This is a genomic window from Jannaschia pohangensis (assembly GCF_900113875.1).
Taxonomy (GTDB): domain Bacteria; phylum Pseudomonadota; class Alphaproteobacteria; order Rhodobacterales; family Rhodobacteraceae; genus Jannaschia; species Jannaschia pohangensis.
Window position 1 is genome coordinate 1 of record NZ_FORA01000011.1, and the last position, 22,483, is coordinate 22,483.

A 22,483-nucleotide genomic window follows, 5' to 3' on the forward strand; every position below is an offset into this window, starting at 1 on the left:
CCGTCCCGCAAGGGGCGGCCTTTGTCACGAGAGGGCGGGATGGTTGGATGGTTGGATGGTTGGACGCGCAAGATGGGGGAGGTGTCCCGCCGTCAGCCCAATACGTCACCTTCCGACAAGCACTGGCAGTCCTGAAAGCGCGAAAAATGCCATGCAGATATGGCTGCACAAGCAACGCCGGATTGGCCGGGGCAAACCCCTTGCGCCGCGCCGCGCTGCGAAGTATCCGGTCTGCACCTGCAGGGGTATAGCTCAGTTGGTAGAGCAGCGGATTCCAAATCCGCAGGTCTCGGGTTCGAATCCTGATGCCCCTGCCAGGATCTCTTCAATTCCCCACGTCTGATCGCGGCTGACAAGGTTTTGTTAAACCGACTCGGCTATCTGCGGTTTCAGAACATATGCGGGATGTATCATGACACAGATTTCCGACTCGTCGCCGGATCGCGCGGACGCGGCCACTGCACCGGGCGACCCTGAGACGATGATCGGCGCCGCGACCGAAGCGCCGACGCGGTGGTGGCAATCGCTTGTGGGCCAGACCACCATTCTGATTCTCGTCCTGGTCACCGTGTCCGCATCGCTGGTCTCTATTATCAACTTGCAAGCGCTGAATACGGCCGTGCGCAAGGACTATGAGGAAATGGTCAGTCTTGTGGCCAGTTCCTTCGCGCGTCAGATCGAAGGACCGATCCGCGCCTTCGGTCCTCAGGCTGCCGAGCCCATTGCCCGAGATGCCTTCGCCCTGCCGGGCAGCAAGATGCGGGGTGTCCGGGCCTACTTCCCTGACACAGACAAGGCGATCACCGCGGCTCGTCCTGAATTCGAGGAGTCGCTTGCGGGATTGAGGCCCGCGACCGAGTTGGTCACCGAGATGCAGTATGAATTCATCGGAGACTACAAGCGCGTCCTTGTGCCTCTCTATTCCGCCAATGGCGCACAAGGTTCCGTAATCGGCGTCCTCGAGATCTATTTCGACCCGACCGAAATGGAAGAGCGACTTCATGAAGGTGCAGTCCGGACGTTCTTGACGCTCGCGATTGTTGTCGCTGTCCTCTCGGTTCTGAGCTTCGTTCTGCTGCGCCGTCAGATCGCCGTTCCCCTGCGCCAGGCAATCGACGCCATGGAGAGCCTTGCGAAGGACGATGCCGATACCGTTCTGCCCAAGGGGCGGACAACGGAGATCAAGAGCATATCCAGCGCCTTGCGGGCGTTCCGCTCGAACATCGTGGAACGCAAGCTGGCCTCCGAGAACAATGCTCTGGCCGAACAGCGAAATGCTGAACTGGTGCGAAAGCAGGAGGAAGCGACACGCGAAGCGCAGGAAGCGCAGGCCGCCCGTGCCCAGAGAGCCGCCGAGGAAGCGCAGGCCCGGATTGAAATGCAGACCCTCCTGCAGAGAGATATCGAGGCGTTGATTGCCGCCGCGACAGACGGAGACTTTTCGGCCCGGATGAAGATCGAGGACATTCCCGAAGATCAGGTCGCGTTGCGAAAGATGATCAATGGGCTGCTGTCCCGGATCGGCGAAGGTGTGGACGACGTGGTCGAAGTTCTCAGCCAGCTTGAGCAGGGGGTCTTGTCGGCGCGAATGGAGGGCGTGCGGTCAGGGGCATTTGCGACACTGCAAAGCTCTGCCAACGCGACGGCAAGTCACCTGGAACGCGCACTCGGGGACCTGTCGCGGCATGCCGCTGGTGTCCTCGACGACAGCAGCGACCTGTCCGCTTCGGCTGAGGACCTGTCCAAGCGGACGGAGCGCACGGCCGGCTCGCTGGCAGAAACCACGGCTGCGCTGGATCAGATCGTCGAGTCGATTTCCTCGACAGCCACGTTGACCGCCCAGGTTCGCAAGTCGGCCGATCAGGCTCAGGAAGAGGCCCGCGAAAGCGACGTGATCGTCAAGGATGCGGCGACTGCCATGAATGCGATCCAGGCCGTCTCGAAAGAGATCACGCAAACCCTTACCGTCATCAATGACATCGCGTTTCAGACGAACCTTCTCGCCCTCAATGCCGGCGTTGAAGCGGCGCGCGCCGGGGAATCGGGCCGGGGTTTCGCGGTCGTCGCATCCGAGGTGCGTGCATTGGCGCAGCGCGCATCGGACGCTTCCCAACTCATCGGCGACCTGATCGAGAAGTCGTCGGACGAGATCGAGCGCGGCGTTCAGCGCGTCGCACGAACGGGTGAGACGCTGTCAAGTCTGGGTGAGAGCATCCTTTTGATCAGCAGCCAGGTGACGGAAATCGCACAGGCGACCGATGCACAGTCTAGTGCCGCAGCAGAGATCAACCGCGCGATGGGTGAAATCGACGGCGCGACACAGCAGAACACGGCGATGTTCGAAGAGATCACGACGGCGAACCTTTCGCTGAAGGGGGCGGCTTCGCAGATGCTCAAGCTCATCGAGCGCTTTGATCTTGCCGATAGGGACAGTGTGCATGCGGCGTGGCAGGGCCACTCGGATGACAATAAGTGGTCAGCTGGAGCCAGTCCCCCCATCGCGGGCACGGCAATGGCAGGCTGAGTTGGCATGACGTGCTTGCATCAGGGTTCAGGTGAGCCTATCTCCGGCTCACCCCATTCGCAGGAGCGTGACGATGGCGACGACGAACCCGGTGCAGTTCATTCAGCAAACCCGCGCAGAGGTGGCCAAGATCACTTGGCCGACGCGGCGCGAAGTGGTTCTGACGACGGTCATGGTGTTCCTGCTCGCGATGGTTGCGGCATCATTCTTCTTTCTGGTCGACTTGCTTATCCGGACCGGTTTGACCACGGTTCTCGAGGCTTTCTGATCTGACGCCTGGCGACGAAAGCAGGTCCGAATTGCCTGCTGAAGCGGTTCTTGGGTCAATCGAACAGTGGTGGCCAAGCGGGTCTTGAAACCCGGGGATCAGCCGGTTAGACGGTGCAAACTTCAATTCAGGGCGGCGCGCATTGATTCGGGATGCGCGCTGCTTGACGTTTCGGACGGGCCATTCCGTTCCGACAGGCAAGAGGCGGCAGGCGAGACATGGCGAAGCGGTGGTATTCGGTCAGCGTGTTGTCCAACTTCGAAAAGCGCGTGGCGGAGCAGATCCGTCAGGCGGTCGAAGAGCAGGGACTGGAGGATCAGATCGAAGAGGTGCTGGTTCCGACCGAGGAAGTGCTCGAGGTTCGGCGCGGCAAGAAAGTGACGGCAGAGCGTCGCTTCATGCCCGGCTATGTGCTGGTCCGGATGGAAATGTCGGATGAAGGGTATCATCTGGTGAACTCGATCAACCGCGTGACCGGTTTTCTGGGCCCGCAAGGCCGCCCGATGCCGATGCGCGATGCCGAGGTGAACCAGATCCTGAACCGCGTCCAGGAGGGCGAAGAGGCTCCGCGTAGCCTGATCACCTTCGAGACCGGCGAGAATGTGAACGTCACCGATGGACCGTTCGAAGGGTTCTCGGGTGAAGTCGAAGAAGTCGATGAGGAAGCGCAATCGCTGAAGGTGAGCGTTTCGATCTTTGGCCGGGCGACCCCGGTCGAGTTGAAATTCACGCAGGTCGCCAAGACCGCGTGATCGGACGTGGGAGGCGGGGCCGATGGTCGCGCCGAACCACGGCATAAAGGCCCGAACGGGCGCATGTAGGGCAGGCCTCGCCTGCCGCCGCAAAGGAGAAAGCCAATGGCGAAGAAACTCGTCGGCAAGATGAAGCTGCAGATTCCTGCAGGCAAAGCGAACCCGTCGCCCCCCGTGGGCCCGGCGCTTGGCCAGCGTGGCATCAACATCATGGAGTTCTGCAAGGCGTTCAACGCCAAGACGCAGGACATGGAAGAGGGCGCGCCGTGCCCGACCGTGATTTCCTATTACCAGGACAAGTCCTTCACGATGGAAATCAAGACGCCCCCCGCGTCGTATTACCTTAAGAAGGCCGCCGGTCTGAAGCCGGTCGGCAAGCGCAACCGTCCCAAGGGCGCTGTGCTTCCGGGCCGCGAAACCGTGGCTACGGTAACGATCAAGCAGGTTCGCGAGATCGCCGAAGCGAAAATGAAGGACCTCAGCGCCAACGACGTCGAGGCGGCAATGAAGATCATCGTGGGCTCTGCGGCGTCCATGGGCATCGAGGTGAAGTGATGGCGAAGCTCGGTAAACGCACGAAAGCCGCCCGCGAAGCATTCGCAGGCAAGGAAATGATCACGCTCGACGAGGCCGTGTCACTGGTCAAGGCCAATGCGACGGCGAAGTTCGACGAGACGGTCGAGATTTCGATGAACCTGGGCGTCGACCCGCGCCACGCGGATCAGATGGTCCGCGGAGTGGTCAGCCTGCCCAACGGGACGGGCAAGACCGTTCGCGTCGCCGTCTTTGCGCGTGGCCCCAAGGCCGACGAGGCGCAGGCCGCCGGTGCCGACATCGTGGGCGCCGAGGACCTGATGGAGATCGTCCAGTCCGGCAAGATCGAGTTCGATCGCTGCATCGCGACGCCCGACATGATGCCGATCGTCGGTCGTCTGGGCAAGGTCCTCGGACCGCGCAACCTGATGCCGAACCCCAAGGTCGGAACCGTGACCATGGACGTCAAGGAGGCCGTCGAGGCCGCCAAGGGCGGGCAGGTCCAGTTCAAGGTCGAGAAGGCCGGGGTCATCCATGCGGGTGTCGGCAAGGCCAGCTTCGATGCGGCCAAGCTCAAGGAAAACGTGTTGGCCTTCGTCGACGCGGTGTCTAAGGCCAAGCCGACCGGTGCCAAGGGATCGTACCTCAAGAGCATCTCGCTCAGCTCGACCATGGGCCCGGGTGTCACGGTCTCGGTCGAAAGCGCGACCGGAAACGCATAAGAATTCAGCCCCGAAAGGGGTTGTCTGGCAGGGCGGCAACGCCCTGTCCTGTCCGAGACGGAGGGTAGGGGAAACCCGGTAAATCCTTCCTGAGATGGGACCCGAGACTGATTTCCGAAGGTGACTTCGGGCGATCTGGCGCGGGGCCCTTCATTGGACCCGCTGGACCGGGCAACCGGTCCGAAACGGGGAGGGGCGACCCTCCTTGCAATGAGCCGGGGGGCAACCCCCATACTTGGAGTGAAACTGTGGATAGAGCCCAGAAAGAGAAAGTGGTCGATGAACTCGGCCAGATCTTCGAAAGCTCTGGCGTCGTGGTGGTTTGCCACTACGAGGGTATGACAGTTGCCGAAATGCAGGATCTGCGCGCACGCATGCGTGATGCGGGTGGATCTGTTCGCGTTGCCAAGAACAAGCTCGCCAAGATCGCCCTTGAAGGAAAGCCTGCGGCTTCGATCGCACAACTCCTGACGGGCATGACCGTACTCGGCTATTCCGAAGACCCTGTCGCTGCGGCGAAGGTCTTCGAAGCCTACGCAAAGGAAAACTCCAAGCTGGAGATCCTGGGCGGGGCAATGGGCGATACGGCGCTGGACACTGCCGGTGTTCAAGCGGTTGCCAAGATGCCCAGCCGGGAGGAGCTCATCGCTTCGATCGTCGGCTGCATCGGCGCACCTGCTTCGAACATCGCAGGGGCCATTGGCGCGCCTGCTTCGAACATCGCGAGCATTCTCTCGACCATCGAAGAGAAAGCTGCCTGAGGCAAAACCTGTCATCCCTCGTCGTGGTCTTGAACGACACGGCACCGGAACACATCTTAAACGAACGGAAACAGTACAATGGCTGATCTGAAAAAACTCGCCGAAGAAATCGTCGGTCTGACGCTTCTCGAGGCACAGGAACTGAAAACCATCCTGAAGGATGAATATGGCATCGAGCCCGCCGCTGGCGGCGCTGTGATGATGGCTGGCCCGGTTGATGGTGGCGGCGGTGCGGCTGCTGAAGAGCAGACCGAATTCGACGTCATCCTGAAGTCGGCAGGCGCCTCCAAGATCAACGTGATCAAGGAAGTCCGCGGCATCACCGGTCTGGGCCTGAAAGAAGCCAAGGACCTGGTCGAAGCTGGCGGCAAAGCCGTCAAGGAGCAAGTCTCCAAGGCCGAAGCCGAAGACATCAAGGCCAAGCTGGAAGCAGCGGGCGCTGAGGTCGAACTGAAGTAATCACGCGCTGGCCCGCAAGGGACAGTCGCGAGTTGGATGCCCTGCATCCTGCTCCGGTGAAGGAAAGGGGACTCTGCCCTGGCAAGGTCTCCCGAGTAGGGCGCCGACAGTGAAAATATCAGGGTGGAGCGGGTCTTTCCTGCTCCACCCGCTCCTGTCTCGGAAAGCCGCCCAGGCGATTTTCCCGGTCAGGAGGAAGGACGGCGGCGCACCTGTGGGAGGGTATGCCAGATGGTCCTTTCCCGAAGACCCATTCGCAGGCTGTGGTCCCCGGTGCCCGACGGGGACGCGGCGCGAAACTTGAAAAAGGCGAGCACAACATGGCTCAGACGCAAGCGTCCTCCAAGCGAATCCGTCGCTACTACGGCAAGCTCGAGGAAGTCCTCAGCATGCCGAACCTGATCGAAGTTCAGAAGTCGTCCTATGACCTCTTCCTGAAGTCCGGCGATCAGGAGACACCCACCGAAGGCGAAGGCCTGATGGGCACGTTCCAGTCGGTCTTCCCGATCAAGGATTTCAACGAGACGGCCGTCCTCGAATTCGTCAAGTACGAGCTCGAATCCCCGAAGTATGATGTGGAAGAGTGCCAGCAGCGCGACATGACCTATGCCGCACCGCTCAAGGTCACCCTGCGTCTGATCGTTTTCGATACCGACGAGGATACCGGCGCGAAATCCGTCAAGGATATCAAGGAACAGGACGTCTTCATGGGCGATATGCCCCTGATGACGAAGAACGGGACGTTCATCGTGAACGGAACCGAGCGTGTTATCGTCTCCCAGATGCATCGCTCGCCCGGCGTGTTCTTCGACCACGACAAGGGCAAGACGCACAGCTCGGGCAAGTTGCTGTTCGCCTGCCGGATCATCCCGTACCGCGGCTCCTGGCTCGATTTCGAGTTCGACGCCAAGGACCTTGTGTTCTGCCGTATCGACCGTCGCCGCAAGTTGCCGGTGACGACCCTGCTCTATGCGCTTGGCATGGATCAGGAAGGTATCATGAATGCCTATTACGACACGGTGACCTATAAGCATCGCAAGGGCGAAGGCTGGGCGACCAAGTTCTTCCCCGAGCGCTATGTCGGCAATCGTCCGTCGATGGATGTGGTCGATGCCGACACCGGCGAGGTCGTGTTCGAAGCGGGCAAGAAGATCACGCCGCGTCAGGTCAAGAAGCTGAACGAGGACAGCAAGGTCAGCCAGATTCTGGTGCCCTTCGACGCCGTCGTGGGCAAGTTCGCCGCGCGCGACATCATCGACGAATCCAATGGCGCGATCTTTGTCGAAGCCGGTGACGAGCTGACCTGGGAAATCGGCAAGGACGGCGAGGTGTCGGGCGGCACCTTGAAGGAATTGCTGGACGCGGGCATCGACGAGCTGCCGATCCTGGACATCGATAACGTCAACGTCGGCCCCTACATCCGCAACACGATGAACGCCGACAAGAACATGGGCCGCGACACCGCGCTCATGGACATCTACCGCGTCATGCGCCCGGGCGAGCCGCCCACCGTGGATGCCGCTCAGGCCCTCTTCGATCAGCTGTTCCGCGATAGCGAGCGCTACGACCTGTCGGCCGTGGGCCGCGTCAAGATGAACATGCGTCTGGATCTGGATGCCCAGGACACCGTCCGCACCCTGCGAGACGATGACATCTTGGCGTGCATCAAGGCGCTGGTCGAACTGCGCGACGGCAAGGGCGACATCGACGACATCGACCACCTGGGCAACCGCCGCGTGCGGTCGGTCGGCGAGTTGATGGAGAACCAGTATCGCGTCGGCCTGCTGCGGATGGAGCGTGCCATCAAGGAGCGCATGTCCTCTGTCGAGATCGACACGGTGATGCCGCAGGATCTGATCAACGCCAAGCCCGCCGCGGCGGCGGTGCGTGAATTCTTCGGCTCCAGCCAGCTGTCGCAGTTCATGGACCAGACCAACCCGCTGTCCGAAGTGACGCACAAGCGGCGCCTGTCGGCCCTCGGGCCGGGCGGTCTGACGCGCGAGCGTGCGGGCTTCGAGGTGCGCGACGTGCACCCGACGCATTATGGCCGGATGTGCCCGATCGAGACGCCGGAAGGCCCGAACATCGGTCTGATCAACTCGCTCGCCACCTTCGCCCGCGTGAACAAGTACGGCTTCATCGAGACGCCCTATCGCAAGGTCGTCGACGGTCAGGTGACCGACGAAGTGCAGTACATGTCCGCGACCGAGGAGATGCGTCACACCGTGGCGCAGGCCAACGCGCAGCTGACGTCCGACATGCGGTTCCAGAACGAGCTGGTGTCGACCCGTCAGTCGGGCGACTACATGCTGCAAAGCCGCGACAACGTCGATCTGATCGACGTCAGCCCCAAGCAGCTGGTGTCGGTCGCCGCGGCGCTGATCCCGTTCCTGGAAAACGACGACGCCAACCGCGCCCTGATGGGCTCGAACATGCAGCGTCAGGCCGTGCCGCTTCTGCGGGCGGATGCGCCGTTCGTCGGCACCGGAATGGAGCGGGTGGTTGCCCGCGACTCGGGCGCTGCCATCATGGCGACCCGGGGCGGTGTCATCGACCAGGTCGACGCACAGCGGATCGTGGTTCGCGCCACCGAGGACCTTGTCCTGGGGGATGCGGGCGTCGACATCTACCGTCTGCGCAAGTTCCAGCGGTCGAACCAGAACACCTGCATCAACCAGCGTCCGCTGGTGAAGGTCGGGGATACGGTCAGCAAGGGCGAAGTCATTGCCGACGGCCCGTCCACGGACCTGGGGGAACTGGCGCTCGGCAAGAACGTCATCGTCGCCTTCATGCCTTGGAACGGCTACAACTATGAGGACTCGATCCTGATTTCGGAGCGGATCGCCCGCGACGACGTCTTCACGTCGATCCACATCGAAGAGTTCGAAGTCGCCGCGCGCGACACCAAGCTCGGACCGGAAGAGATCACCCGCGACATCCCGAACGTCGGCGAGGAGGCCCTGCGCAACCTCGATGAGGCGGGCATCGTCTACATCGGCGCCGACGTGGAGCCGGGCGATATCCTCGTGGGCAAGATCACCCCGAAAGGCGAAAGCCCGATGACGCCGGAGGAGAAACTGCTCCGCGCCATCTTCGGTGAAAAGGCCTCTGACGTGCGCGACACCTCGCTGCGCGTGAAGCCGGGCGACTACGGCACCGTGGTCGAGGTTCGCGTCTTCAACCGTCACGGCGTCGAAAAGGACGAACGTGCGCTGCAGATCGAACGCGAGCAGGTCGAACGACTTGCCCGCGACCGGGACGACGAGCGTGAAATCCTGGACCGCAACATCTATGCTCGTCTCAAGGGCATGATTTCGGGTCAGAAAGCGGTGAAGGGGCCCAAGGGCTTCAAGCCGAATTCGGTCGTCGACGACGCCGCTCTGGAGCCGCTGTCCTTCGGGCAGTGGTGGCAGATCGCACTGGAGGACGAGGAAGCGGCCAAGCAGGTCGAGGCCCTGAACGAACAGTACGAGATCCAGAAGCGCACGCTCGAGGCCCGGTTCGAGGACAAGGTCGAGAAGGTCCGCCGCGGCGACGATCTGCCCCCGGGTGTCATGAAGATGGTCAAGGTTTTCATCGCCGTGAAGCGCAAGCTTCAGCCGGGCGACAAGATGGCCGGCCGTCACGGAAACAAGGGCGTCATCTCCAAGGTCGTGCCGATGGAGGACATGCCCTTCCTCGCCGACGGGACCCCGGTCGACTTCGTTCTGAACCCGCTCGGCGTGCCGTCGCGGATGAACGTCGGCCAGATCCTGGAGACGCACATGGGTTGGGCCGCACGCGGTCTGGGCATCAAGATCGACGAGGCTCTGGACGAGTATCGCCGGTCGGGTGACCTGACCCCGGTGCGCGACGCCATGCGGATCGCCTACGGCGAAGAGGCCTATGAGGAAGCCATGGCCAACTTGGCAGAAGGCGACCTGCTGGAGATCGCGGGCAACGTGACGAACGGTGTTCCGATCGCCACGCCCGTCTTCGACGGCGCCAAGGAAGACGATGTCAACGACGCGCTGACCCGCGCGGGCTTCGACACCTCGGGCCAGTCCGATCTGTTCGATGGCCGCTCGGGCGAGAAGTTCAGCCGGAAGGTCACCGTGGGCGTCAAGTACCTGCTCAAGCTGCACCACCTGGTGGACGACAAGATCCACGCGCGCTCGACCGGGCCCTACTCCCTAGTCACGCAGCAGCCGTTGGGCGGCAAGGCACAGTTCGGCGGTCAGCGTTTCGGTGAGATGGAGGTCTGGGCGCTCGAAGCCTACGGCGCCGCCTACACCTTGCAGGAAATGCTGACGGTCAAGTCGGACGACGTCGCGGGCCGGACCAAGGTCTACGAAAGCATCGTCAAGGGCGAGGACAACTTCGAGGCGGGCATCCCCGAGAGCTTCAACGTTCTCGTCAAGGAAGTCCGCGGCCTCGGCCTGAACATGGAACTCCTGGATGCGGAGGAAGACGACGAGTGACGGTCGCCAGACCAGTCACATGTCGGGCGGGCGAGACATTGCCCGCCACTTCCCTTCGCGCCCCTTTTCAAAAGGTTACCAAATGAACCAGGAACTGACGAACAACCCGTTCAACCCCGTCACGCCAGCCAAGGCATTCGACGAGATCAAGGTCAGCCTTGCCTCGCCCGAGCGGATCCTCTCGTGGTCCTATGGCGAGATCAAGAAGCCCGAGACCATCAACTACCGGACGTTCAAGCCCGAGCGTGACGGCCTCTTCTGTGCGCGCATCTTCGGTCCGATCAAGGACTACGAATGCCTGTGCGGCAAGTACAAGCGCATGAAGTATCGCGGCGTCGTCTGCGAGAAGTGCGGCGTCGAGGTCACCCTCCAGAAGGTCCGCCGCGAGCGGATGGGCCATATCGAACTGGCCTCGCCCGTCGCGCACATCTGGTTCCTCAAGTCGCTGCCCTCGCGCATCGGCCTGATGCTGGACATGACGCTGCGCGATCTTGAGCGGATCCTCTATTTCGAGAACTACGTCGTTATCGAACCCGGTCTGACCGACCTCGCCTATGGTCAGCTGATGACCGAGGAAGAGCACATGGACGCCCAGGACGCTTATGGCGCCGACGCGTTCCAGGCCAATATCGGCGCCGAGGCCATCCGAGAGATGCTGGCCCAGATCGACCTCGAGGCCGAGGCAGCTCAGCTGCGCGAGGATCTCAAGGAAGCCACGGGTGAATTGAAGCCCAAGAAGATCATCAAGCGTCTGAAGATCGTCGAGAGCTTCATCGAATCCGGCAACCGCCCGGAGTGGATGATCCTGACCGTGATCCCGGTCATCCCGCCGGAACTGCGCCCGCTGGTCCCGCTCGATGGTGGCCGGTTCGCGACGTCGGACCTCAACGACCTGTATCGCCGCGTGATCAACCGCAACAACCGCCTCAAGCGCCTGATCGAGCTGCGCGCGCCCGACATCATCGTGCGCAACGAAAAGCGGATGTTGCAGGAATCCGTCGATGCGCTGTTCGACAACGGCCGTCGTGGCCGCGTCATCACGGGGGCCAACAAGCGCCCGCTGAAGTCGCTGTCGGACATGCTCAAGGGCAAGCAGGGCCGCTTCCGCCAGAACCTTCTGGGCAAGCGGGTCGACTTCTCGGGCCGTTCGGTCATCGTGACCGGACCGGAACTCAAGCTGCACCAGTGCGGCTTGCCCAAGAAGATGGCGCTCGAGCTGTTCAAGCCGTTCATCTATTCGCGGCTCGAGGCCAAGGGCCTGTCTTCAACGGTCAAGCAGGCCAAGAAGCTGGTCGAAAAGGAGCGCCCCGAGGTTTGGGACATCCTGGACGAGGTCATCCGCGAGCATCCGGTCCTTCTGAACCGTGCGCCGACGCTGCACCGTCTGGGGATCCAGGCGTTCGAGCCGGTTCTCATCGAAGGCAAGGCAATCCAGCTGCACCCGCTTGTCTGTTCGGCCTTCAACGCCGACTTCGACGGCGATCAGATGGCCGTGCACGTGCCTCTGAGCCTTGAGGCGCAGCTGGAAGCCCGCGTCCTGATGATGTCAACGAACAACGTTCTGTCGCCCGCCAACGGCGCGCCGATCATCGTGCCGTCGCAGGATATGATCCTGGGCCTCTACTACGTTTCGATGGAGCGTAAGGGCATGAAGGGCGAGGGCATGATCTTCTCCTCCGTGGACGAGGTGAACCACGCGCTCGACGCCGGTGAGGTGCATCTGCACGCCAAGATCAAGGCGCGCGTCACCCAGATCGACGACATGGGTGAAGAGGTCGGCATCGTGTTCGACACGACCCCCGGTCGCGTCCGCCTGGGCAGCCTGCTGCCGCTCAACGCCAAGGCACCGTTCAGCCTGGTCAACCGCCTGCTGCGCAAGAAGGAAGTGCAGCAGACCATCGACACCGTCTATCGCTACTGCGGTCAGAAGGAGTCGGTAATCTTCTGCGACCAGATCATGACGCTCGGCTTCCGCGAGGCCTTCAAGGCCGGCATTTCGTTCGGCAAGGACGACATGGTCGTGCCCGACACCAAGTGGCCGATCGTCGATGCGACGCGCGACCAGGTGAAGGACTTCGAGCAGCAGTACATGGACGGCCTGATCACCCAGGGCGAAAAGTACAACAAGGTGGTCGATGCCTGGTCGAAGTGTAACGACAAGGTCACCGAAGCCATGATGTCCACGATCTCGATCGCGGGCGAAGACGAGAACGGCGCCGAGAACGAGCCGAACTCCGTCTATATGATGGCCCACTCCGGTGCCCGTGGCTCGGTCACCCAGATGAAGCAGCTGGGCGGCATGCGCGGCCTGATGGCCAAGCCGAACGGCGACATCATCGAGACGCCGATCATCTCGAACTTCAAGGAAGGTCTGACCGTTCTCGAGTACTTCAACTCGACCCACGGCGCCCGCAAGGGTCTGTCGGATACGGCGCTCAAGACGGCGAACTCGGGCTATCTGACCCGTCGTCTGGTGGACGTGGCGCAGGACTGCATCGTTCGTGTGGACGATTGCGGCACCGAGAACGCGATCACCGCGACGGCGGCCGTCAACGACGGCGAAGTCGTCGCCACCCTGGCCGAGCGTGTGCTGGGTCGGGTCGCGGCCGATGATGTGCATGTGCCGGGCACCGAAGAGGTGATCGTCAAGGCCGGTGAGTTGATCGACGAGCGGCGCGCCGATGCCATCGACGCGGCGGCCGTCGCCTCGATGCGCATTCGCTCGCCCCTGACCTGCGAGGCCGAAGAGGGCGTCTGCGCTACCTGCTATGGTCGTGACCTTGCCCGCGGCACACAGGTCAACATCGGAGAGGCCGTGGGGATCATCGCGGCCCAGTCCATCGGTGAGCCGGGGACCCAGCTGACGATGCGGACGTTCCACATCGGCGGCGTGGCCCAGGGTGGTCAGCAGTCCTTCATGGAGGCGTCCTCGGACGGCACCGTGGCGTTCCGCAATGCCAATATCCTCGTGAACGAGGCCGGCGGCGTTGTCGTCATGGGCCGCAACATGCAGATGGCCATTGTCGACGCCGACGGCGAAGACCGGGCGCTGCACAAGCTGGGCTATGGCACCACGCTGTTCGTCAAGGACGGGGCCAAGGTCAAGCGCGGCGACAAGCTGTTCGAATGGGACCCCTTCACCCTGCCGATCATCGCCGAAGCCGACGGCAAGGCGAAGTTCGTCGACCTATATGCGGGCATTTCCGTCCGCGACGAGACGGACGATGCCACCGGCATGACCCAGAAGATCGTGACCGACTGGCGTTCCGCGCCCAAGGGCAACGAACTCAAGCCCGAGGTCATTCTGGCGGGTCCGGATGGTGAGCCTGTGCGCAACGAGGCGGGCAACCCGATCACCTACGCGATGTCGGTCGACGCCATCCTGTCCATCGAAGACGGTCAGGACATGAAGGCCGGCGACGTCGTCGCGCGGATCCCGCGCGAGGGTGCCAAGACCAAGGACATCACCGGCGGTCTGCCGCGGGTGGCGGAATTGTTCGAGGCGCGTCGTCCCAAGGACAACGCGATCATCGCCGAGGCGGATGGCTATGTGAAGTTCGGCAAGGACTACAAGAACAAGCGTCGGATCACGGTCGAACCCACCGACGACAGCCTCGAGCCGATCGACTACATGGTGCCCAAGGGCAAGCACATCCCGGTGGCCGAAGGCGACTTCGTCCAGAAGGGTGACTACATCATGGACGGCAACCCGGCCCCGCACGACATCCTGCGGATCCTGGGTGTTGAGGCGCTTGCCGACTATCTGATCGACGAAGTGCAGGACGTGTATCGACTGCAGGGCGTGAAGATCAACGACAAGCACATCGAGGTGATCGTCCGCCAGATGCTCCAGAAGTTCGAAGTTCTGGACTCGGGCGACACGACCCTGCTCAAGGGCGAGCATATCGACAAGCTGGAACTCGACGAGGCGAATGCCAAGGCCGAGAAGCGGGGCGACCGTCCGGCCCGGGCGGAACCCATCCTGCTCGGCATCACCAAGGCGTCGCTGCAAACGCGCAGCTTCATCTCCGCCGCCTCCTTCCAGGAGACGACGCGGGTGCTGACCGAGGCGTCGGTGCAAGGCAAGCGCGACAAGCTTGTCGGTCTGAAAGAGAACGTCATCGTGGGCCGCCTGATCCCGGCGGGCACCGGTGGCGCGACCCAGAAGATGCGCGCCATCGCCCAGAGCCGCGACAATGTCGTGATCGAGGAAGCGCGGATCGAAGCCCAGAAGGCCGCCGCATTGGCCGCCCCGGCTCCGACCAGCGCCGCCGACGATGTCTTCAAGAAGCCGGAGCCCCAGACCGAGGAGTGATCCCCCGCCCCTGAGGTTTCGACCAGATTGCCCCGCCCGGTTCACCCCGGGCGGGTTTTTCTTGTGGGTCAAATGATTGCCCGAATTGCGGGGCATCTTTCGCGGCAACGACGAAGGAGCCTTTGATGACAGTGGACATTTCCCTCACCGGTGCGATCGTTCTGACGATCGTGGGCATCATATTTTGCGGCTTCGGCCTGTGGATGCGCGATGAAGTGCAAAAGTTCCGACGTCGGGGGCAGAAGGTCACCGGAATCGTCACGGACGTCGAGTTCGTCAAAAGCGATGACACAAACGGGGTGTCTGGATCCTATCGTCCCACCCTTGACGTGACCGGGCCGGATGGGACCATCGTCTCGTGCCGCACCATGTTCAGCAGCAGCGGATACGACTATGCCATCGGACAGGATGTTGACGTGCTCTACATTCCGGGACGCGATACCGTTCTGGTCGCGAACGGCGCCGCCAGATGGGTTATGCCCGCGGCCTTTCTGGTCATGGGAGGGGGCGCGCTGATCGCGGGACTTCTGGCTTTGACCGGGGTTACCTTGCCGTTCGGGGGCTGACCGGTTGCGAGACCGGATGAGCCGTGCGAGGCCAACATCATGAACATGTACAACATCGTCGGCTTCGGCTTTTTCGCGGTCTTCGGTCTGTTCTCGCTGGCCGCCGCGGCGTTCATGCTCAGCATGGCGCGGCAGACCCGTCGCGGGCGCAAGGTCTGGGGCGACATCGTCGAACTGGAGGAGGTGGTCGATGGGGGCGAGACCCATGTGTTGCCCACGGTTCGCTATACGGGCGTCAGCGGTCGACCGCTGACCCGCCCCACCCGTGCCGCCGTCGCGCCGGGCACCTATCAGCTGGGTCAGCGGGTCGAGATCATGGATGCCCCCGGTCGCCGGTTCGCCGTTCTGGCCGATCAGCGGGACGGCTATCTCTTCGCGCTGTTCCCCCTGCCCATTGCGCTGGTGTTCTTCGGGGTGGCCTGGTTCGTGCTGACGGGCGATGTGGAGTTCACGAGGTCACGTCGCTAGCCCCCTTGCCAGCCGGTCGGGGCCATGCCAGCAAACCCCATGTCCATTCAGAACCGCATTATCGGCGTCCTTCGCTTTTCCTATCCCGCTCAGGAAGGGTTCGCCGTCTCGGGACTGGATGAAGCGGCGCTCGAGGCGCATCTCTATGATCCCGAGCGGATCGAGACGCGGTTCACCTATCTGGAAACGATCACCCTGCCGTCGCTGGCGGCACAGAGCGACATGGATTTCACCTGTGTCATCCTGGCGGGAACGAGCCTTCCGATGCGGTGGCGCAAGCGCCTGAACGCGCTGGCCGAGACGTATCCGTTTCTCAAGACCGTCTACCTCGACCGGATGGGCGCGCTCGCAGCGGCCAAGCGCAGCTTTCGGCGGGGGCTGGACGAAGGGCCGGAAGGCACCACGACGCATATCACCGGGTTCCGGATCGATGATGACGATGCCGTGGCCATCGACTATATTGCCCAGACACGCGACATCTCCAATCGGTTGATCCACGCGGGCCTGGCCGAGGTGCCGACCAGCCTGTCGTTCGCGCGCGGGATCTATTGGAACCTCTTCGATCCCGATCAGCCGTTCCACGAATTCCGCGAGGCACAGCCCCTCGGCCTTGCCTGCGCGATGATCACCACGGCCGACCTGCCGACCTGCATCTACCGCTACAACCACCGTCGGCTGCCCTGCTATGTGCCTTGCTTCTCTCTCCCCGGAGAGGAGCCGATGTTTCTGCGCACCCTGCATGACCACAACGACAGTGGCCGGTCGATTCCGCCCCATGCCTCCGAACTGGCGACGCGGCGGGGCCGGAAACTGCTGGCCGACCGCTTCGGGCTGGACCCCGAGGCGGCGATGGCCCTGATGCCGCAACCGGCGCGCGACACATGAACGACAACCTCAAGGGGGCCTGTTTCATGATGGGCTCCATGGCGACTTTCACGCTGAACGACGCCGCGCTGAAATGGCTGGCCGAGAGCCTGCCTGCGTTTCAGGTGGTCGTTCTGCGGGGTGTTGTTGCCACTGTGCTGATCCTGCTTCTGGCGCAGGTCATGGGCGTTCTGCGACAGGGCATCCCCGCCGGTGACCGCAAGTGGGCGCTGGCCCGCGCCGTGGCCGAGGCGGCGGCCTTCCTGCCCTTCGTCATCGCCCTGCAGCACATGCCGCTGGCCAATCTGGTCGCGATCCTGGCCGCGTTGCCCCTCTCGATCACGGCGGCCGGCGCGATATTTCTGGGCGAAGAGGTGGGCTGGCGGCGGTGGACGGCGGTCTGCGTGGGCTTCATCGGCGTGTTGCTGATCGTGCGGCCGGGCACGGCCGGGTTCGACGGCTATTCGCTGTTGGGCCTTCTGACCGTCGTGATGGCCACGGTCCGCGATCTGGTGACGCGGCGCCTGTCACGGGGGACGCCGTCGCTCAACGTGGCCGTTCTCACGTCAATCGCGGTCACCCTGCTCGGGGTGGCCCTGTCTATCTCGGAGCCGTGGCGGACGCCGACCGGCCTTCAGGGCGGCTTGATCGTCGCGGCGGCCCTGTTCATCGTCGGCGCATATCTCATGTCGATCATGGCCATGCGCGTCGGAGAGGTCGCGGCCGTCACGCCCTTCCGCTACACCTCGCTGATCTGGGGCCTTCTGATGGGGTGGCTCATATTCGGCGACTGGCCCGCGCCGCTGACGTTCCTCGGTGCCGCGATCATCGCCGGGACGGGCATCTATACCCTGTTGCGCGAAGGCCGGGTAAAACAGGCCATTCCCGCCAGACCCGGCCGTGGCCCCCGCTAGAAGCTGGCGCGGATCGCGGGCAGGTCCAGTGCGAAGCGGCGTTTGAGCATCGTGCATTGGTCCGGGTCGGCGGGTTTCAGGCGATGCAACTGCCCGCTCACCCCGCTGTCATTCGTCTCGTCCATGCCGCGCACCCACATCAGCGCATCTGGTATCGACAGCGACGGCATAAGCTGTGTCATCCGGTGGTGGGGGAAATGCATGCCGGTGCGCTTGTTGTCGGGCGACAGGAAGATGGCCTGACCGACGCCGATATGGTTCTCGAACAATTCCTCGACCCGGGGGCCATCCGGCGTCAGTTGCAGGCGGACGCCCTTGTTGAAATCGATGCACAGGCGCTTGTGCCGATCCCAAAGGGGTCGCATCTGGCCGAAGATCTCGCGGCAACGACCAACAAAACGGCGCGCCACGCCGTCGTCGTCGTCCTGGCGGAAATACATCACCGGCGGGCCATCCGGGTCGATGCGGGGCCGGATCACATTCGACAGGGCGGCCTTCTGACCGTCGGGCGGATGGAACACCACCTCGGCGCCCGGCAGGCCCGAGGCGAGGGACACAAGGCGGCTCCGCCAAGGCTCGGGCAGGGCATCGCCGGTCAGGATGATCGTGCGGAAATCGCCGTCGACCTGGGCGGCCAGGGTGCGCAGGCAGACGTGTTCCAGCGTGCGGAAGCGGGCGGTCATCCGGGCCTCGGACCACAGGTGGGCCTGACGCGCTTCGACGGTGTCATGCTCGGTCTGGAACATGCCCAGGCCGGGATAGGCAAAGCGGGTGATGGCCAGGATCTGAAGGTCGGACATGGGGCAGACGGTGCCTGCAAACGGGCGGTCCGGCAAGGCGTGACGGAAACCGCGGGCCAATGGGGCAGGGCGCGTTGACACCCCCGCGCGATTCCCCTATCACGCGCCCAATTCGGTCGGTTCCTGCCCGCAGGGACCACTCGTCTTGCCAGAACCAGCGCACAAGATCCGGGATAATGTTTCCCGCGTCCTCTGTCACCAAACCGCATCGCCCAGGTCGGAATTCCGGGCGACTGCGGCTTCAGCGTTTTGGCAGGGTGGATTGTGCCGGACCTGAGATTTGAACAGCAATCGGGGATACCCTATGCCAACCATCCAGCAGCTGATCCGCAAGCCGCGGCAGCCCAAGGTCAAACGATCGAAGTCGCAGCACCTCGAAAGCTGCCCGCAGAAGCGTGGCGTTTGCACGCGCGTCTACACGACGACCCCCAAGAAGCCGAACTCGGCCATGCGGAAGGTCGCCAAGGTGCGCCTGACCAACGGTTTCGAAGTCATCAGCTACATCCCCGGTGAAAGCCACAACCTTCAGGAGCACTCGGTGGTCCTGATCCGTGGTGGCCGCGTCAAGGACCTTCCGGGTGTCCGCTATCACATCCTTCGCGGTGTACTCGACACGCAGGGCGTCAAGGATCGCCGCCAGCGTCGTTCGAAGTATGGCGCAAAGCGTCCCAAGTAAGAAGGAGAGAGCGAGATGTCCCGTCGTCACGCCGCAGAAAAACGCCAGGTCCTGCCCGACGCCAAATATGGTGATATGGTTCTGACCAAGTTCATGAACAACCTCATGATCGACGGCAAGAAGGCCGTTGCCGAGCGCATCGTCTACAACGCCATGGACCGCGTCGAAGCCAAGCTGAAGCGCAGCCCGATCGAAGTGTTCGCCGAGAGCCTCGAGAACATCAAACCATCCGTCGAGGTGCGTTCGCGCCGTGTGGGTGGTGCGACCTATCAGGTGCCCGTCGATGTGCGCCCCGAGCGCCGCGAAGCATTGGCGATCCGCTGGCTTATCAAGGCCGCCCGCGCCCGCAACGAGAACACCATGGAAGAGCGTCTGGCCGGTGAGCTGATCGACGCCGTCCAATCCCGTGGATCGGCCGTGAAGAAGCGCGAAGACACCCACAAGATGGCCGACGCCAACAAGGCGTTCAGCCACTACCGCTGGTGATCCGCGTACTTATATGACGCATAACACGGGGGCCTGATCATGGGCCCCCGAACCCGTTTTCTCCTCAATCAGAGGTACGCCAAATGGCACGCGACTATCCCCTCGACCGTTACCGGAACTTCGGCATCATGGCCCACATCGACGCAGGCAAGACCACCTGCTCGGAGCGGATTCTGTATTACACCGGCAAGTCCCACAACATCGGCGAAGTCCATGACGGCGCCGCCACCATGGACTGGATGGAGCAGGAGCAAGAGCGTGGCATCACGATCACCTCGGCTGCCACCACGACCTTCTGGGAGCGGACCGAGAACGGGATCGAGCCTGATGGCCCGAAGCACCGCCTGAACATCATCGACACCCCCGGCCACGTCGACTTCACCATCGAAGTCGAGCGTTCGCTCGCCGTGCTCGACGGTGCCGTCTGCGTTCTGGACGCCAATGCCGGCGTCGAGCCCCAGACTGAGACCGTCTGGCGCCAGGCCGACCGCTACAAGGTTCCGCGGATGGTGTTCGTCAACAAGATGGACAAGATCGGCGCCGATTTCTTCAACTGCGTCCGCATGATCGAAGACCGCACCGGCGCCCGCGCCGTTCCCGTTGGCATTCCGATCGGCGCCGAGACCGAGCTGGAAGGCCTGCTTGACCTCGTGACCATGGAAGAGTGGCTGTGGCAGGGCGAAGACCTGGGCGCATCCTGGGTCAAGGCCCCGATCCGCGACAGCCTCAAGGACATGGCCAACGAATGGCGTGGCAAGATGATCGAAGCCGCCGTCGAAATGGACGACGACGCGATGGAAGCCTACCTGATGGACGCGGCCGAACCCGACGTCGCGACCCTGCGCAAACTGCTGCGCAAGGGCTGCCTGTCGATGTCCTTCGTCCCGGTTCTGGGCGGCTCCGCCTTCAAGAACAAGGGCGTCCAGCCGCTGCTCAACGCCGTGATCGACTATCTGCCGTCCCCGATGGACGTGGTCGACTACATGGGCTTCAAGCCCGGCGACGAGACGGAAACCCGCAACATCCCGCGTCGTGCCGATGACAACATGGCCTTCTCGGGTCTGGCGTTCAAAATCATGAACGACCCCTTCGTGGGCTCGCTCACCTTCACGCGCATCTACTCGGGCGTTCTGAAGAAGGGCGACACGCTCCAGAACACCACCAAGGGCAAGAAAGAGCGCGTCGGTCGCATGATGATGATGCACTCCAACAACCGCGAGGAAATCACCGAAGCCTTCGCAGGCGACATCATCGCGCTGGCGGGCCTCAAGGACACGACCACGGGGGACACCCTGTCGGACGTGAACGATCAGGTCGTGCTCGAAACGATGACCTTCCCCGAGCCCGTGATCGAGATCGCGGTCGAGCCCAAGACCAAGGCCGATCAGGAAAAAATGGCCACCGCGCTGCAGCGTCTTGCCGCCGAGGATCCGTCCTTCCGCGTCGAGACCGACATCGAATCCGGCCAGACCATCATGAAGGGCATGGGCGAATTGCACCTCGACATCCTCGTCGACCGCATGAAGCGCGAGTTCAAGGTCGAGGCCAACATCGGTGCCCCGCAGGTCGCCTACCGCGAGACGATCGGTCACGAGGTCGAGCACACCTACACCCACAAGAAGCAGTCGGGTGGTTCGGGTCAGTTCGCCGAAGTGAAGCTCGTCATCTCGCCGACCGAACCGGGCGAAGGCTATTCCTTCGAATCCAAGATCGTCGGCGGCGCCGTGCCCAAGGAATACATTCCGGGCGTGGAAAAGGGCATCAAGTCGGTCATGGACTCCGGTCCGCTGGCGGGTTTCCCGGTCATCGACTTCAAGGTCTCGCTGCTGGACGGCAAGTTCCACGACGTGGACTCCTCGGTCCTCGCGTTCGAAATCGCGGCACGGATGTGCATGCGGGAAGGGATGCGCAAGGCCGGTGCCAAGCTGCTGGAGCCGATCATGAAGGTCGAGGTGGTGACGCCCGAGGATTACACCGGTGGCATCATCGGTGACCTGACGTCCCGTCGCGGTCAGGTTTCGGGACAGGAGCCGCGCGGCAACGCCATCGCGATCGACTGTTTCGTGCCGCTGGCCAATATGTTCGGCTACATCAACACGCTGCGGTCCATGTCTTCGGGCCGGGCGCAGTTCACGATGCAGTTCGACCATTACGAGCCCGTGCCGCAGAACATCTCGGACGAGATCCAGAAGAAGTACGCCTGATGGATCGGCGCGGCTTCATCATCGCGGGCGCGGCTTCCGTAGCGGGGCTTTCGGGCTGTGTTTCGGAACCGGTGTCGAACGCATCGGATCTCCGGTCGTTCAACGTCGTCAACATGCGGGTTGAAGCCGACCGGGCCGTGGCACAGGCCGAAAAGCCGATCACCCTGACCCCCGTTCAGGTCGAGGAGATCATCCGCCAGAACGCCCTGGGCACCGTCCAGGCCGCTCGGGCGGGTGGCGATCGCGACGTGATCATCGACGTGCTCGTGGGCCGGATCTTCGTGCCGACGGTGGCGTCTGCGGGCCTGACGGCACGCGGTGCGGCCGCCATCGACGCGACGATCCAGGTGCGTGATGCGCGGACCGGTCAGGCGATCGGTGCGCCGCGGGGCCTGCGGGCCCATGCGGATCAGCGGTTCGGCGGCCTCCTCGGGGCGGCACTGACGGCCGAGGCGTTGCAACGCAATGGCCAGGCCGGAGAGATCGGGCTTGCCGGGCAAGCGCTCGGCAAGCGTATCGCAGGAATTGTATACGGAATCCGTCCGGCCTGAGGCCGCGACGCATAGGAGAGAGAAAATGGCGAAGGCAAAGTTTGAGCGTAACAAGCCGCATGTCAACATTGGCACGATTGGCCATGTTGACCACGGGAAGACGACGCTGACGGCGGCGATCACGAAGTATTTTGGCGACTTCAAGGCGTATGACCAGAT

General features: G+C 62.9%; 19 protein-coding genes and 1 tRNA gene. 19 read left to right on the forward strand and 1 reads right to left on the reverse strand.

All coding sequences use genetic code 11. From position 1 onward, the window contains the following. The first annotated feature begins 241 nt into the window (after positions 1 to 241). From BM002_RS18660 to BM002_RS18725, 14 genes are all read left to right on the forward strand, one after another. A tRNA-Trp gene (locus tag BM002_RS18660) sits at positions 242 to 317 on the forward strand. Between the two features lie 164 nt (positions 318 to 481). After that, positions 482 to 2,524 carry a methyl-accepting chemotaxis protein gene (locus BM002_RS18665; RefSeq protein WP_175484971.1) on the forward strand — a complete coding sequence of 681 codons (2,043 nt, stop codon included), beginning with the start codon at positions 482 to 484 and terminating at the stop codon, positions 2,522 to 2,524. Between the two features lie 73 nt (positions 2,525 to 2,597). Further along, complete coding sequence (secE, locus tag BM002_RS18670) at positions 2,598 to 2,792, forward strand: preprotein translocase subunit SecE (RefSeq protein WP_092785119.1); 195 nt, start codon at positions 2,598 to 2,600, stop codon at positions 2,790 to 2,792. Positions 2,793 to 3,010: 218 nt separating this feature from the next. Further along, positions 3,011 to 3,544, forward strand: a complete 534-nt coding sequence (gene nusG / locus BM002_RS18675) for a transcription termination/antitermination protein NusG (protein WP_092785122.1) — start codon at positions 3,011 to 3,013, stop codon at positions 3,542 to 3,544. Positions 3,545 to 3,649: 105 nt separating this feature from the next. Further along, a complete protein-coding gene (gene rplK, locus BM002_RS18680; RefSeq protein ID WP_092785125.1) occupies positions 3,650 to 4,099 on the forward strand; it encodes a 50S ribosomal protein L11 in 450 nt (149 codons plus the stop codon). Further along, on the forward strand, positions 4,099 to 4,800 hold the full coding sequence (gene rplA / locus BM002_RS18685; protein WP_092785128.1) for a 50S ribosomal protein L1: 702 nt from the start codon (positions 4,099 to 4,101) through the stop codon (positions 4,798 to 4,800). The genes rplK and rplA overlap by 1 nt, the downstream gene beginning before the upstream one ends. Positions 4,801 to 5,048: 248 nt before the next feature. Next, complete coding sequence (gene rplJ, locus BM002_RS18690; RefSeq protein ID WP_092785131.1) at positions 5,049 to 5,561, forward strand: 50S ribosomal protein L10; 513 nt, start codon at positions 5,049 to 5,051, stop codon at positions 5,559 to 5,561. 78 nt (positions 5,562 to 5,639) lie between these two features. Continuing rightward, positions 5,640 to 6,020: a 50S ribosomal protein L7/L12 gene (gene rplL / locus BM002_RS18695; protein ID WP_092785135.1), complete on the forward strand. Its 381-nt coding sequence runs from the start codon at positions 5,640 to 5,642 to the stop codon at positions 6,018 to 6,020. A 320-nt stretch (positions 6,021 to 6,340) separates the two neighbouring features. Further along, positions 6,341 to 10,480: a DNA-directed RNA polymerase subunit beta gene (gene rpoB / locus BM002_RS18700; RefSeq protein ID WP_092785166.1), complete on the forward strand. Its 4,140-nt coding sequence runs from the start codon at positions 6,341 to 6,343 to the stop codon at positions 10,478 to 10,480. 82 nt (positions 10,481 to 10,562) lie between these two features. Continuing rightward, positions 10,563 to 14,795 carry a DNA-directed RNA polymerase subunit beta' gene (gene rpoC, locus BM002_RS18705; protein WP_092785138.1) on the forward strand — a complete coding sequence of 1,411 codons (4,233 nt, stop codon included), beginning with the start codon at positions 10,563 to 10,565 and terminating at the stop codon, positions 14,793 to 14,795. Between the two features lie 125 nt (positions 14,796 to 14,920). Then, the gene (locus BM002_RS18710; protein WP_092785141.1) at positions 14,921 to 15,361 is read left to right on the forward strand and encodes a DUF3592 domain-containing protein; all 441 of its coding nucleotides are present in this window, start codon (positions 14,921 to 14,923) and stop codon (positions 15,359 to 15,361) included. Positions 15,362 to 15,400: 39 nt separating this feature from the next. Beyond that, complete coding sequence (locus BM002_RS18715; RefSeq protein ID WP_092785144.1) at positions 15,401 to 15,829, forward strand: DUF3592 domain-containing protein; 429 nt, start codon at positions 15,401 to 15,403, stop codon at positions 15,827 to 15,829. 39 nt (positions 15,830 to 15,868) lie between these two features. Further along, the gene (locus BM002_RS18720) at positions 15,869 to 16,714 is read left to right on the forward strand and encodes a glycosyltransferase (RefSeq protein ID WP_175484972.1); all 846 of its coding nucleotides are present in this window, start codon (positions 15,869 to 15,871) and stop codon (positions 16,712 to 16,714) included. Continuing rightward, entirely contained in the window at positions 16,711 to 17,607 is an 897-nt protein-coding gene (locus BM002_RS18725) for a DMT family transporter (protein WP_092785150.1), read from the forward strand. The genes BM002_RS18720 and BM002_RS18725 overlap by 4 nt, the downstream gene beginning before the upstream one ends. On the opposite strand, the gene BM002_RS18730 is transcribed toward BM002_RS18725, so the two are convergent. Then, positions 17,604 to 18,407 (reverse strand): glycosyltransferase, encoded by an 804-nt coding sequence (locus BM002_RS18730; protein ID WP_092785153.1) that lies wholly within the window; start codon positions 18,405 to 18,407, stop codon positions 17,604 to 17,606. The two genes, BM002_RS18725 and BM002_RS18730, sit on opposite strands and share 4 nt — an antisense overlap. A 304-nt stretch (positions 18,408 to 18,711) precedes the next feature. Between BM002_RS18730 and rpsL the strand changes: the two genes are divergently transcribed. The 5 genes from rpsL to BM002_RS18755 form a co-directional block, all read left to right on the forward strand. Further along, a complete protein-coding gene (gene rpsL, locus BM002_RS18735) occupies positions 18,712 to 19,083 on the forward strand; it encodes a 30S ribosomal protein S12 (RefSeq protein WP_085835153.1) in 372 nt (123 codons plus the stop codon). 15 nt (positions 19,084 to 19,098) lie between these two features. Then, a complete protein-coding gene (rpsG, locus tag BM002_RS18740) occupies positions 19,099 to 19,569 on the forward strand; it encodes a 30S ribosomal protein S7 (protein ID WP_092785156.1) in 471 nt (156 codons plus the stop codon). 83 nt (positions 19,570 to 19,652) lie between these two features. Continuing rightward, positions 19,653 to 21,773 carry an elongation factor G gene (gene fusA / locus BM002_RS18745; protein WP_092785159.1) on the forward strand — a complete coding sequence of 707 codons (2,121 nt, stop codon included), beginning with the start codon at positions 19,653 to 19,655 and terminating at the stop codon, positions 21,771 to 21,773. After that, the gene (locus tag BM002_RS18750; RefSeq protein WP_092785162.1) at positions 21,773 to 22,324 is read left to right on the forward strand and encodes a DUF6778 family protein; all 552 of its coding nucleotides are present in this window, start codon (positions 21,773 to 21,775) and stop codon (positions 22,322 to 22,324) included. Before fusA ends, BM002_RS18750 begins: the two co-directional genes overlap by 1 nt. Before the next feature lie 25 nt (positions 22,325 to 22,349). Continuing rightward, positions 22,350 to 22,483: GTP-binding protein (locus BM002_RS18755; protein ID WP_245749327.1), on the forward strand; the 134-nt coding region annotated here is incomplete at its 3' end.

What these genes read in the sequence shown, in the direction of transcription:
- BM002_RS18665 (WP_175484971.1), top strand. Translation starts at nt 482, where the DNA reads ATGATCGGCGCCGCGACCGAAGCGCCGACGCGGTGGTGGCAATCGCTT.
- secE (WP_092785119.1), top strand. Translation starts at nt 2,598, where the DNA reads ATGGCGACGACGAACCCGGTGCAGTTCATTCAGCAAACCCGCGCAGAG.
- nusG (WP_092785122.1), top strand. Translation starts at nt 3,011, where the DNA reads ATGGCGAAGCGGTGGTATTCGGTCAGCGTGTTGTCCAACTTCGAAAAG.
- rplK (WP_092785125.1), top strand. Translation starts at nt 3,650, where the DNA reads ATGGCGAAGAAACTCGTCGGCAAGATGAAGCTGCAGATTCCTGCAGGC.
- rplA (WP_092785128.1), top strand. Translation starts at nt 4,099, where the DNA reads ATGGCGAAGCTCGGTAAACGCACGAAAGCCGCCCGCGAAGCATTCGCA.
- rplL (WP_092785135.1), top strand. Translation starts at nt 5,640, where the DNA reads ATGGCTGATCTGAAAAAACTCGCCGAAGAAATCGTCGGTCTGACGCTT.
- rpoB (WP_092785166.1), top strand. Translation starts at nt 6,341, where the DNA reads ATGGCTCAGACGCAAGCGTCCTCCAAGCGAATCCGTCGCTACTACGGC.
- rpoC (WP_092785138.1), top strand. Translation starts at nt 10,563, where the DNA reads ATGAACCAGGAACTGACGAACAACCCGTTCAACCCCGTCACGCCAGCC.
- BM002_RS18710 (WP_092785141.1), top strand. Translation starts at nt 14,921, where the DNA reads ATGACAGTGGACATTTCCCTCACCGGTGCGATCGTTCTGACGATCGTG.
- BM002_RS18715 (WP_092785144.1), top strand. Translation starts at nt 15,401, where the DNA reads ATGAACATGTACAACATCGTCGGCTTCGGCTTTTTCGCGGTCTTCGGT.
- BM002_RS18720 (WP_175484972.1), top strand. Translation starts at nt 15,869, where the DNA reads ATGTCCATTCAGAACCGCATTATCGGCGTCCTTCGCTTTTCCTATCCC.
- BM002_RS18725 (WP_092785150.1), top strand. Translation starts at nt 16,711, where the DNA reads ATGAACGACAACCTCAAGGGGGCCTGTTTCATGATGGGCTCCATGGCG.
- BM002_RS18730 (WP_092785153.1), bottom strand. Translation starts at nt 18,407, where the DNA reads ATGTCCGACCTTCAGATCCTGGCCATCACCCGCTTTGCCTATCCCGGC.
- rpsL (WP_085835153.1), top strand. Translation starts at nt 18,712, where the DNA reads ATGCCAACCATCCAGCAGCTGATCCGCAAGCCGCGGCAGCCCAAGGTC.
- rpsG (WP_092785156.1), top strand. Translation starts at nt 19,099, where the DNA reads ATGTCCCGTCGTCACGCCGCAGAAAAACGCCAGGTCCTGCCCGACGCC.
- fusA (WP_092785159.1), top strand. Translation starts at nt 19,653, where the DNA reads ATGGCACGCGACTATCCCCTCGACCGTTACCGGAACTTCGGCATCATG.
- BM002_RS18750 (WP_092785162.1), top strand. Translation starts at nt 21,773, where the DNA reads ATGGATCGGCGCGGCTTCATCATCGCGGGCGCGGCTTCCGTAGCGGGG.